Below are 11,315 nucleotides of genomic sequence, written 5' to 3' on the forward strand. Positions count from 1 at the left end.
CGTCCCGCCCCGGCACGCCCCGGGGTTGCACCCCCCGGCGCCCCCCCCCCCCCCGCGGCCCCCGCCCCGCCCCCCGGCGGGCGGCCGCCCCCCGCCCCGGGGGCCCCCCCGCTCGCCTGTGCGCGGCCTCAGCGCGCCGCCTTCACCGACAGCGGGTGGTGGAAGACGTTCCTCGGGTCCCACGCGGCCTTGACCGCCTGCAACCGCCGGTAGTTGGCGCCGTAGTACAGCGTGTGCCAGGGCACCCCGGAGGTGTTCCACTTCGGGTCGGCCATGTCGACGTCGGGGAAGTTGATGAAGCAGCCGTCGCTGCGCTCCCCCGGCGCCGGCACACCGCCGGTGTCCCGGTAGACACCCGCGTAGAGGCGGCGCAGCCAGTCCACGTTCGCCGCGTCGTGCTCCGGGTTCTGCCAGGTGTTCATGAACAGCGCCTTCATCACCGAGTCGCGCTGCGCGGACGCCGTCGCCGCCGGGTTGACGGTGTTGACCTTCCCGCCGTACGACTGGATCGACACCGAGCTGGTGTCGTTGGTGTGCTCGGTGCTGCCCAGGACGTCGTACAGGACGTCGATCTGCGCGTCGGTGAACGACCGCCGCAGATAGGACGACTTGATCTTCTGGCGGCCGGTCTCCGCGTCCTGGGCCGTGGCCAGCGCCTCGACGGACGACAGCCACGGGAGGGTCTCCGTCGGCGGGGTGTACGCCTCGACGCCCACCCCGGCGCCGAGGGCGTCGACGTGGTCCTTCAGCAGCTTCTCCGCGTGGGGCAGGGTCGCGTCCAGGTGGGTGAACGCGATGGCGCTCAGCCCCTGGTCGTCCTGCGCCTGGCGGCCCAGCAGCACCAGCCCGCTGAACAGCCCGGTGTACGGCGAGCGCGGGCCGCTGTTGCGCTCGTGCCAGCGCCCGTGGTTGCCGACCAGGGCGCGGAAAGCGCTCTTGGTCATGCCCTCGCGCGGGAACATCACGCTGGCGGCCAGCACGCTGCCCGGGGGGCGCGGGAGTGCCGCGGCCGGGTCGCCGCCCCGGGCGGACGGGGAGCGGAACCAGTAGCGGGTGACGACACCGAAGTTGCCGCCCCCCGCACCGGTGTGCGCCCACCACAGCTCCCGGTGGGGGTCGCGGGCGTCGCGCGTGGCGATGACCGCACGGGCTCGCCCGGAGGCGTCCACGACCACGACCTCGACCGCCTGGAGGTGGTCGCTCGAGATGCCGTGGCGCCGGGACAGGGCGCCGTAGCCGCCGCCCTGCACATGGCCGCCGGCGGCGACGGTCGCGCTGGCGCCGCCCGGGATCGTCACGCCCCAGCCGTAGTACAGGGTCCGGTACACGTCCGCGAGCCGGGCACCGGCCCCCACCTCGAACGCCGAACGTGCCGCGTCCCAGCGCACGGTGTCCATCCCGGCCAGGTCGATGACCTGCCGGACGGACGGGTCGCCCACGAAGTTCTCGTAGCAGTGCCCGCCGCTGCGCACGGCGACGTGCTTGCCGTCCCGGACGGCCCGCTGCACGGCCCGCACCACCTGGTCCGTGGTGGTCGCCAGGTGGAAGGCTTCCGGGCGGGCGGAGAACCGTTTGTTGCTGCCGCGCACGGCGAGGTCCTCGTAGCGCGGGTCCGACGGGTCGACCACGACGGCGTTCGGTCCGGTCGCCGCGGCCTCGGGCGCCGCCGCGTTCGCGACGGCGGCGGTGCCGGCGGCACCGGCGGTCGCCGCGGCGGCGATGGTGCCGGTGACGAAGAGCCGGCGGTTCGGAGCAGTCATCACTCCCCCGCTCAGACGGCGGCGCGCTCGGACAGCGCCCGGTTGATCAGGTCCAGGTAGGCACGGGGCGTCTCGGCCTCGTCGATGGCGTCCTCGTCCAGGATCAGATCGAAGTCCCGCTCGATGCGCCCGGTGGTCTGGAGGACCGCCAGGGAGTCGTAGCCGAGTTCGACGAACGGGACGTCCAGGATGTCCCCGTCCAGGTCCACGCCCTCGTCCTGGCCGGCGCACTCGCGCAACAGGGTGGTCAGGTCGGTGAGTTGCAGCTGCTTCACGGTCAACCTCTTCCTTCGGTACGGACTTCTCTGCGGGGGCCGGGCGTCGTCACGGTGTGACGGCCCGGGTGTGTGCTCAGGCGCGGACCACGGCGGCGGAGTTGAAGCCGCCCCGCCCGCGCGCCAGCACCAGCGCCGTGCGGACCGCGACGTCCCGGCGCGGCGCACCGGTCACCAGGTCCAGGGGGCAGTCGTCCGCGGGGCGCACGGTGCCGACGGTGGCGGGGATCACCTGGTCCCGCACCGAGAACAGGGCCGCGGCCAGGTCCAGCGAGGACCCCCCGGCGGCGAGGCGGCCCGTCATGCTCTTCGGCGCGGTCACCGGCACGCCGCGCTCCCCGAACAGTTCGGCGAGCACCTCCGCCTCGGCGCGGTCGGCCGCCCGTTCACCGGCGGCGTCGGCGAAGACCACGTCGACCTGATCGGGCCGCACCCCGGCGTCCGCCAGGGCGAGTTCGGCGGCGGCGCCGAGCCGTGTCCCTCCTCCGGCCGCCGGGGCCGGGTCGAAGGTGGACGCGTACCCGGCGACCTTCCCGTAGCCCCGGGCGTCGCGGGCCCGCGCGGCCTCGGCGTCCTCCAGCACCAGCAGGGCGCCCCCTTCACCGGGGACGTATCCGCCGGCGTCGGCGGAGAACGGCAGGAAGGCCCGGCCGGGGTCGTCGCTCCGGCTGACGCGTCCCTCGGCGAGGTGTGCGGTCCAGCCCCACGGGCACAGGGCGGAGTCGACCGCGCCGGTGACCACGAGGGAGGAGCCCTTGCGGAGCTGGCGGCGGGCCTGCCCGACGGCGTCGAGCCCGCCGGCCTGCTCGGTCACCAGGACGCCGCTGGCGCCGCGCAGTCCGTGCCGGATGGAGATCTGGCCGGTGTTGACCGCGTAGAACCAGGCGAAGGACTGGTACGCGCTGACGTACTGGCCGCCCTTGCTCCACAGCGCCTGCAGTTCGCGCTGGCCGAACTCGAAGCCGCCCGCCGAACTGGCGGTGACCACGCCGGCGGCGTACTCGGGCAGCTCGGCCGGGTCGACGCCGGCGTCGCGCAGGGCCTCTTCCGCGGCCACCAGCGACAGCCGGGTCACCTGGTCGGTCTGGGCCAGCAGACGGCTCGGTACCCGGTCCTCGGCGACGAACCCGGGCACCTCGCCCGCCAGACGCGCCGGGTATCCGGAGGCGTCGAACCGGGTGAGGCGCCGGATGCCGCTCTCACCGCGCAGCACCGCGGCCCACCAGGCCTCGGCGCCGAGCCCGTTGGGGGCGGCGACGCCGACCCCGGTGACCACGGCGACGCCGGTGCGGACCGTCGTGGGGGAGATACCGGTCGTCATGCGCTCGCTCCCAGGTGTGGGCGGGTGAGGACCATGGCGCTCTGGAAACCGCCGAAGCCGCTGCCCACCGTGAGGACCGCGTCGGTCACCTGTTCACGGGCGACGAGCGGGGTGTAGTCCAGGTCGCAGGCGGGGTCGGGTTCGTGGAGGTTGGCCGTGGGCGGCACGGTGTCGTGCTCGACGGCCAGGGCGCTGGCCGCCACCTCCAGGGAGCCGATGGCGCCGAGCGAGTGCCCGATCATCGACTTGATGGAGCTGACGGGCACCTCGTGGGCGCGCGTCCCGAGGCTGCGTTTGAACGCGGCCGTCTCGTGCCGGTCGTTCTGCTTGGTGCCCGATCCGTGGGCGTTGATGTAGTCGATGTCGCCGGGAGTGAGCCGGGCCTCGTCCAGGGCGGCGGTGATGGCCTCGGCCATCTCCTTCCCGTCCGCGCGCAGACCGGTCATGTGGTAGGCGTTGCTGCGGCTGGCGAAGCCGGCGATCTCGGCGTACACGTGCGCACCGCGCCGTCGGGCGTGCTCCAGCTCCTCGACGACCAGCACCGCCGAACCCTCGCCGAGCACGAACCCGTTGCGCGTGCGGTCGAAGGGCCGGGACGCCGTGGAAGGGTCGTCGTTGCGGGGGCTGGTGGCCTTGATGGCGTCGAAGCAGGCGACGCTGATGGGCGAGATCGGCGCCTCGGTGGCACCGGTGACCATGACGTCGGCGCTGCCCTCGCGGATGAGCTCCACCGCGTGGCCGATCGAGTCCAGGCCGGAGGTGCAGCCCGTCGAGACCAGTGACACCGGGCCCTGGGCGCCGACCGTGTGGGCGACCTCGGCGGCCAGGGAGCTGGGCACGAAGTAGTCGAAGAGGTGGCTGACGGCCCGTGTGTGGTCGACGAGCCAGTGCGCGCCGTTCTCGCTGACCGCCGCGTACTCGACGTCCAGCCCGGTGGTGCAGCCGACGGCGCTGCCGAGGGTGACGCCGGTCCGTAGCGGGTCGAGCCCTCCGGCCAGCCCGCTGTCCGCCAGCGCCTCCCGGGCGCTCACCACCGCGAACTGGGCGGCCCGGTCGAGTCTCGCGGTCTCGGCCGCGCCCAGTCCGTGCGCCTCGGGGACGAAGTCCACCTCGGCGGCGATGCGGGAGCGGAACTGGGCCGGGTCGAACAGGGTGATGCCCCGGGTCGCCGTGCGGCCCGCGGTGAGCAGCGACCAGAACTCCTTGGTACCCACCCCGCCCGGGGCGACCACTCCGATACCGGTGATCACGACCCGTTTCATCGGCTGTCCCTCACAGTTGTCCTCCAGGTGTCACGACCACCTCGGCTACCGTCCGAGCGTCGCCGATGGACCTGGAGAATGGCTTGAACAAGCCATCAGAGGGGCCGGCTCACCCCACCGTGCGAGCCGTCGCCGCGGGGGCGGTCAGGGCCGCGCCGGGGTGTCGTCCCGCGCCGCTTCCGAGCGGGTGTGCAGGACCTCGCGCGCCTGTTCGGCGGCGCGGATGGTGCTCTCCTGGACGAAGTCGAGGAAACGGGCGACGTTCTCCAGGCGTTTGGCGGCCGGGGTGCCGGGACCGAGGACGCCGATGCCCTGCCGGGAGACCTCGACGACCTGGGTGAGCGAGCGGGCGCTGGCGATCATCGACTGGTACCAGACGTCGTCGCCCACGACGTAGCGCTCGCGGCGGCGTTCGTCGCGCTCCCGCCGGACCAGGCCCTGGCTCTCGAGGAACGTGATGGCCTTGGAGATGGAGGCCGGGCTGACCTGGAGGCGCTGGACGAGTTCGGCGGCGGTGAGGCTGCCCTCGTCGGTGGTGTAGAGGCAGACCAGCACCCTGGACATCATCTTGGGCATGCCCGACGCCATGAAGACGGTGGTGAGGGTCTCCTCGTACGCGCGCACCGCCTCGGCGTCGCGCCCGTGGGGCTCGGGTGTGCGCTGCCCGCTCCGGGGCGCGGCCTGCCTGCGGCGGTGGGCACGGCGTTCGGTGGCGAGGTGGGCGAGGTCGGCGCGGTAGGCGGTGGGGCCGCCGTTGCGCATCACCTCGCGCGTGATCGTCGAGGTGGGCCGGTCCAGGCGCCGGGCGATCTCCGCGTAGGGAAGGCCGTCGGCCAGTCCCAGCGCGATCTGCTGGCGTTCCTGCTGGGTGAGCCTGCCTCCCGGCATCGCGTTCTCCTTCGCCGTGCGTGAAGGGGAAGCATAGCTTTCAGCCCGCATTCATTGCAATGAAAGGAGGGCCCTCTTGTTGCGCCAGGCGAGCGTCGCCGTCGCCACCTGGCGTTTTCACCTGCTCGTTCGGCCTGCACCTCTTGCCGATGTGCTGAACGCAACGTAGCGTTCGCGCCGTCCGAAAGGGTCGGCCGGGCTCGTGCTCAGCGGCGCCTCAGGAGCAGTGCCGCCAGCAGGGCGCAGCCCGCGAAGGCCGCCCCGGTGGCGAAGCCGCCCGGCATGCCGCCGGTGCGCGAGGAGACCATGACGAGCGTGGCCAGGCCGATCGAGCCACCCACGGACTGAAGGGAGTTCAGGACGCCGGCGGCCGTGCCCGCCTCGTCCCCGCGCAGCCCCGACGTGGCCAGGACGGTCGGCGGCAGGACGCAGCACGCCATGCCCGCACCGAGCAGTACCAGAGCCGGCAGCACCACCCGGGCGTAGCCGTCGCCGGCCGAGAGCGCGGAGAGCCACAGGTTCCCGGCCATCAGCAGCACGGCGCCCGCAGCCCACAACCGGCGGATGCCGATGCGCCGTTCGAGGCGGACGGCGGTCACCGCGGTCACGGCCATGGTCACCGGCATGGGCAGCAGCGCCCCGGCGGTGGCCAGGGCCGACCAGCCGTGCTGCTGCTGGAAGTACTGGTTGAGGAAGAAGTACGTGCCGATCAGGGCGCCGGGCACGGCGAGCGTACCGAGGTAGGCGAGCAGCCGGTCACGGTCGGCGAACAGCCGCGGCGCCACGACGGGTTGCTGCGCCCGCCGCTCGACGCCCGCGAAGACCGCCAGCGTCAGGACGCCACCGAGGACGCACCCGGCGACCACCGGGTCGCTCCAGTCCCGCTCGGCGGCCTGGGCCAGCCCGTGGACCAGCAGGGCGGCGCCGAGCGCGGACAGCAGAGCGCCGGTCAGGTCGAAACGGCCGCGATGGCGGGGTGTCTCGTCGAGCACGAACGGCGCGAGCAGCACGATCGCCAGGCCCAGGGGGACGTCGAGGTAGAGCACCCAGCGCCAGGAGCTGAGCGAGGTGAGCATGCCGGCGAGGAGCAGCCCGCCGGCGGTGCTCGCGGCGCCCACCGTGGTGCACACCGCGATCGCCCGCTTGCGGGCGCGTCCCTCGGTGAACGTGCTGAGCAGCAGGGCGAGTCCGCTGGGTGCGGCGAGCGCGGCGCCCACGCCCTGCACCGCCCGTACGGCGATCAGGAACTCCGCGGACTGGGCGAAGCCGCGCAGCGCCGCGGCCGCCGTGAACAGGGCGACGCCCGCCATGAAGACCTTGCGGCGGCCCAGGATGTCGCCCGCCCGGCCGCCCAGCAGCAACAGGCCGCCGAAGGTGAGCAGATAGGCGTTGATCACCCATGCGGCGCTCACGGCGGACAGCCCGAGCGCCTCGCGCAGGCCGGGCAGCGCGATGTTCACGATCGGGTCGTCGAGCTGGATCATCGCGTTGCAGCCGGCGATCACGCCGAGGGCGGCGGCACCACGGGCCCGGCCGCGCCCCCGCGGGGCGGGCGCCTCGGGCGCCACCGCCGGTTCCGGCACCTGCACGGTCATGAGCGGCCTCCTCGGAGCGGACGTGTGGCGGTCGCCGTCCACCCTCACCGGAGCCGGCGGAGGACCGGTTCAGCCCTGCTCGAGAGCGGGTCGAGGATCGCCCGGCGCGCACCGCGCAGCCGCCCGGGCGCGCTACAACGGCAGTCGGCGGCAGCACGCCACCACGGACCGTTCACTTGCATTCATTGCAACGCAACAAGGTGCGACCTGTTGCGTTATCTTCAGGACAGTTGCAACGATTTCACGTCGGTGAGCAGGCAATACGGCGCTTTCACGCAACAATCCAGTTGTCGATTCTCTGAATGCAACGTAGCGTTTCTATCGTCGGAAACAGCAAGCAAGGAGCCCGAGATGCAGACGTTCAAGACTCCCTCCCCCGTGACCGTCGTCCTGGACGTCCCCGCCGGACGCGTCAGGCTCACGGCCGCCGACCGGGTCGACACCACCGTCGAGGTCCGCCCCTCGGACCCCGGCAGGAGCCGGGACGCCAAGGCGGCGGAGCAGACCGAGGTGACCTTCGCCGACGGCGTGCTGCGCATCGAGACGCGCACCGAGACGCACCCGCTCACCGGCGCATCCGGCTCCCTGGAGGTGACCGTCGAACTGCCGGCCGGCTCGCGCCTCGAGGCGAAGGTGGCCGACGGTGAACTCCGCAGTACCGGACGCCTCGGTGACGTCGTCTTCGAGGGCGCGCAGGGCACCGTCGACCTCGACGAGACGGCGGCCGCGCGACTGGCGCTCCAGGCCGGCGACATCACGGTCGGCCGGCTGGACGGCACCGCCGAACTCACCACCCGCAAGGGCGGGCTGACCGTCAGGGAGGCCGTGCGCGGCACGCTCACCCTGCGCACCGAGCAGGGGGCCATCACCGTCGGCGCCGCCCGCGGCACCTCCGCCACCCTCGACGCCGGCACCGGCTACGGCCGGGTCGACAACTCCCTGGTCAACACGGCCGGTTCCACCGCCGAGCTGGCCGTCCACGCCACCACCTCCTACGGCGACATCACCGCCCACAGCCTGTAACCGCGCCTCCGGCAGCCGCGCGCAGAGGAAGGACGCCGCCATGAAGCAGCCGCTCGGACCACCGCCCGCCGGGGCGGCCGGGGCCCGCCCGGGCCCCTTCGCCTCCTTCCTCCGCTTCGTCCTCCTCGGCGGCGGCGCCGGGGTCCTCGCCGGGCTCGCCGTGCCGCTGCTGGCGGCGGTCGTGCCCTGGGTGGCCGCGAACGCGGCGGTCACCGTCGCGTCCACTCTCGTGTGCACCGAACTGCACGCCCGCTTCACCTTCGCCCAGGGCCGCCGCGCCGCATGGCGTGAGCACTGGCAGTCCGCGGGTTCGGCGACGGCGGCCTACCTGGCCACCACCGTCGCCGTGGGGCTTCTGCACCTGCTGCACCCCTCCCCCGGCCTGCTGACCGAGCAGCTCGTCTACCTGGGAGCCTCCGGGCTCGCCGGTACCGGCCGCTTCCTCGTCCTGCGCTGCTGCGTCTTCGCCGTCCGCCGCGGCCCGGCCGTACGTCCCCTGACGCCCAAGGCCACGGCGGGCGTGCCCGCCCTGGCCACGGCGGCCTAGCCGAACGGGCGCACCGGGCACGGCCGTCGGCCGGGACCGGCTCGCCCGCTCGACGATCGCTCGAGCACCACTCCCGTACCGCCACAGAACACGGCCCCTCGCCCGCGCGCGAGGACACCGTGGGTACGTGTCGGAGCCGCCGCCCCGGACCCAGGGCGGTCGGCCCATCCGGATCCTCCTCCCTCCACTCGACGGAAGTGCGGTTACCCGTGGCTACCTTCCTGTACAGACTCGGTCGTTCAGCCTTCCGGCGACGCGGCCTCATGACCCTGCTGTGGGTGCTGATCGTCGTCGGCGTCGGTGCCGCGGCGTCCTCGGCACCCACCCCGCCGACCGAACAGTTCTCGATGCCGGGCACCGAGTCGCAGAAGGCGTTCGACCTGCTCGAGGAGAAGTTCCCCGACGCGGGCGCCGACGGCGCCACCGCCCGTGTGGTGATCCGGGCACCCGAGGGCACGGCGATCGCCGACGAGAAGCCGGCGATCGGCAAGCTCCTCGGTGAACTCCGCGAGGCTCCCCAAGTGGCGCGCGTCGCTGACCCGTTCGCCGCCGGAACCATCAGCCGCGATGGTCGCACCGCGTACGCGGTGGTCTCCTACGAGGTCGCCGCGCCCGAACTCACCGACCAGGCGCACGACGCGCTCACCGAGGCCACCGACCGGGCACGCGACGGCGGACTGACCGTGGAGGCCGGCGGTGACGCCGTCCCGATCGAGCAGAGCGTGTCCGGCACCGGCGAACAGGCCGGCGTCCTCGTCTCCGCCCTCGTGCTGTTCCTCACCTTCGGTTCGGTGATCGCCGCCGGCATGCCGCTGCTGACCGCCCTGATCGGCGTGGGCGTCGGCGTCTCCGCCATCACCGCCCTGGGCTCCACGCTGGGCCTGTCCGCCACGACCTCCACCCTGGCGATGATGATCGGCCTCGCGGTCGGCATCGACTACGCCCTCTTCATCGTCTCCCGCTACCGCTCCGAGGTCGCCGAGGGCCGCACGCCGCAGGAGGCCGCGGGCATCGCCACCGGCACCGCCGGTTCGGCCGTCGTCTTCGCCGGACTCACCGTCATCATCGCGCTGGGCGGCCTCGCGGTCGTCGGCATCCCGATCCTCACCAAGATGGCACTCGCCGCGGCGGGCACCGTCGCCGTCGCCGTACTGATCGCGGTCACCTTCGTACCGGCCCTGCTCGGCTTCGCGCCGCGCCGGGTCCTGCGGGTCGCCGACCGGCGCCTCGTGCGGGTCAAGAAGCCGCTGTCGGCGCGCAAGCTGCGCAAGTCCGAGGAGAAGGCCGCCAAGCTGGCCGCACGGACCAAGCCCGCCCTGTCCACCCGCTGGGCCTCCTTCGTGGTGCGCCGCCCGCTCGGGGTGCTGCTCCTCGCGGTGGTCGGCCTCGGCGCGCTCGCCCTGCCCGCCACCAAGCTGGAACTGGGCCTGCCCGGCGAGGGCACGATGGCGACCGACACCACCCAGCGCAAGGCCTACGACCTGCTGTCCGACTCGTTCGGTCCCGGGTTCAACGGACCGCTGACGGTCACGGTCGAGGGCGAGGACGCGGCCGCCGCCGGCGACAAGGTCGGCGCGGAACTGAAGAAGGACGGCGGCATCGCCTCGGTGTCCCCGGCCACCGCCAACAAGGCCGGTGACACCGCCATCTTCAGCATCGTTCCGAAGACCGGCCCGACCGACAGCGCCACCGAGGACCTCGTCAAGGACATCCGCGCGCGGGCGGCGGAGCTCGAGGCGTCCTCGGGTGCCACGGAGATCCTCGTGACCGGTCAGACCGCGCTGGTCATCGACTTCTCGCGGACCCTGTCCGACGCGCTGCTGCCCTACCTGGGCCTGGTGGTCGGTCTGGCCTTCCTCCTGCTGCTGCTGGTGTTCCGCTCGGTGCTGGTCCCGCTGAAGGCGGCGCTCGGCTTCCTGCTCTCCGTGAGCGCGGCGCTCGGCGCCCTGGTCGCGGTGTTCCAGCTCGGCTGGGCCTCCGGGTTCTTCGGCGTCGAGCAGACCGGCCCGATCCTGACCACATTGCCGATCTTCATGATCGGCGTGGTGTTCGGCCTCGCCATGGACTACGAGGTCTTCCTGGTCACCCGGATGCGAGAGGCCTACGTGCACGGCGCCTCGGCCGAGACCGCCGTCGTCACGGGCTTCCGGCACAGCGGACGGGTGGTCGTGGCCGCCGCGATCATCATGATCAGCGTCTTCTCCGGCTTCATCTTCGAGGCCGAGGACCTGGTCGCCATGATGGGCTTCGGCCTCGCCGCGGCCGTCCTGTTCGACGCCTTCGTGGTCCGCATGGTCATCGTGCCCGCCGTGCACTCCCTGCTCGGGAACGCCGCCTGGTGGCTGCCGCGCTGGCTCGACCGGCTGCTACCCGACGTCGACGTGGAGGGCGAGAAGCTGCAGCAGCGCCTGAAGTCCGCCACACCGCCCGCACCTCGGAGCAGCCCGGACGGCGAGCCGGACCTCGTGCACTGACCCACCTCGCTCCCGTGGCAGCGGCCCGGCGCGACCTCGACCAGGTCGCACCGGGCCGCTTCGCGTCGGCCGCCGGGGTCAGCCGACGACGGTCCAGGTGTCGCCGCCCGCCAGCAGCGCCGCCAGATCGCCCTTGCCGTGCTGCTCGACGGCCTGGTCCAGCTGGTCGG

At 73.2% G+C, this 11,315-nt stretch carries 9 protein-coding genes; 3 read left to right on the forward strand and 6 right to left on the reverse strand.

Going from position 1 to position 11,315, the window contains the following annotated elements:
- Positions 1-128: 128 nt before the first annotated feature.
- From ACH4C6_RS30565 to ACH4C6_RS30590, 6 genes are all read right to left on the reverse strand, one after another.
- Positions 129-1,760, reverse strand: a complete 1,632-nt coding sequence (locus ACH4C6_RS30565; protein ID WP_398111877.1) for an FAD-binding oxidoreductase — start codon at positions 1,758-1,760, stop codon at positions 129-131.
- An 11-nt stretch (positions 1,761-1,771) separates the two neighbouring features.
- On the reverse strand, positions 1,772-2,035 hold the full coding sequence (locus ACH4C6_RS30570) for an acyl carrier protein (protein WP_398111878.1): 264 nt from the start codon (positions 2,033-2,035) through the stop codon (positions 1,772-1,774).
- A 76-nt stretch (positions 2,036-2,111) separates the two neighbouring features.
- On the reverse strand, positions 2,112-3,356 hold the full coding sequence (locus ACH4C6_RS30575) for a ketosynthase chain-length factor (protein WP_398111879.1): 1,245 nt from the start codon (positions 3,354-3,356) through the stop codon (positions 2,112-2,114).
- On the reverse strand, positions 3,353-4,618 hold the full coding sequence (locus tag ACH4C6_RS30580; RefSeq protein ID WP_398111880.1) for a beta-ketoacyl-[acyl-carrier-protein] synthase family protein: 1,266 nt from the start codon (positions 4,616-4,618) through the stop codon (positions 3,353-3,355). The genes ACH4C6_RS30575 and ACH4C6_RS30580 overlap by 4 nt, the downstream gene beginning before the upstream one ends.
- Positions 4,619-4,762: 144 nt before the next feature.
- Entirely contained in the window at positions 4,763-5,506 is a 744-nt protein-coding gene (locus ACH4C6_RS30585) for a helix-turn-helix domain-containing protein (RefSeq protein WP_398111881.1), read from the reverse strand.
- A 206-nt stretch (positions 5,507-5,712) separates the two neighbouring features.
- Positions 5,713-7,101: an MFS transporter gene (locus tag ACH4C6_RS30590; RefSeq protein ID WP_398111882.1), complete on the reverse strand. Its 1,389-nt coding sequence runs from the start codon at positions 7,099-7,101 to the stop codon at positions 5,713-5,715.
- A gap of 351 nt (positions 7,102-7,452) precedes the next feature.
- On the opposite strand from ACH4C6_RS30590, the gene ACH4C6_RS30595 reads away from it, so the two are divergent.
- The 3 genes from ACH4C6_RS30595 to ACH4C6_RS30605 all read left to right on the forward strand — a co-directional run bounded on the left by ACH4C6_RS30595 (position 7,453) and on the right by ACH4C6_RS30605 (position 11,145).
- Complete coding sequence (locus tag ACH4C6_RS30595) at positions 7,453-8,124, forward strand: DUF4097 family beta strand repeat-containing protein (RefSeq protein ID WP_398111883.1); 672 nt, start codon at positions 7,453-7,455, stop codon at positions 8,122-8,124.
- A gap of 40 nt (positions 8,125-8,164) precedes the next feature.
- Positions 8,165-8,671 (forward strand): GtrA family protein, encoded by a 507-nt coding sequence (locus ACH4C6_RS30600; RefSeq protein ID WP_398111884.1) that lies wholly within the window; start codon positions 8,165-8,167, stop codon positions 8,669-8,671.
- Positions 8,672-8,880: 209 nt separating this feature from the next.
- On the forward strand, positions 8,881-11,145 hold the full coding sequence (locus ACH4C6_RS30605; protein WP_398111885.1) for an MMPL family transporter: 2,265 nt from the start codon (positions 8,881-8,883) through the stop codon (positions 11,143-11,145).
- Positions 11,146-11,315: the final 170 nt, after the last annotated feature.

Origin of the sequence: Streptomyces sp. NPDC017943 (assembly GCF_044328425.1) — a bacterium.
In the GTDB taxonomy this organism is placed as follows: domain Bacteria; phylum Actinomycetota; class Actinomycetes; order Streptomycetales; family Streptomycetaceae; genus Streptomyces; species Streptomyces djakartensis_A.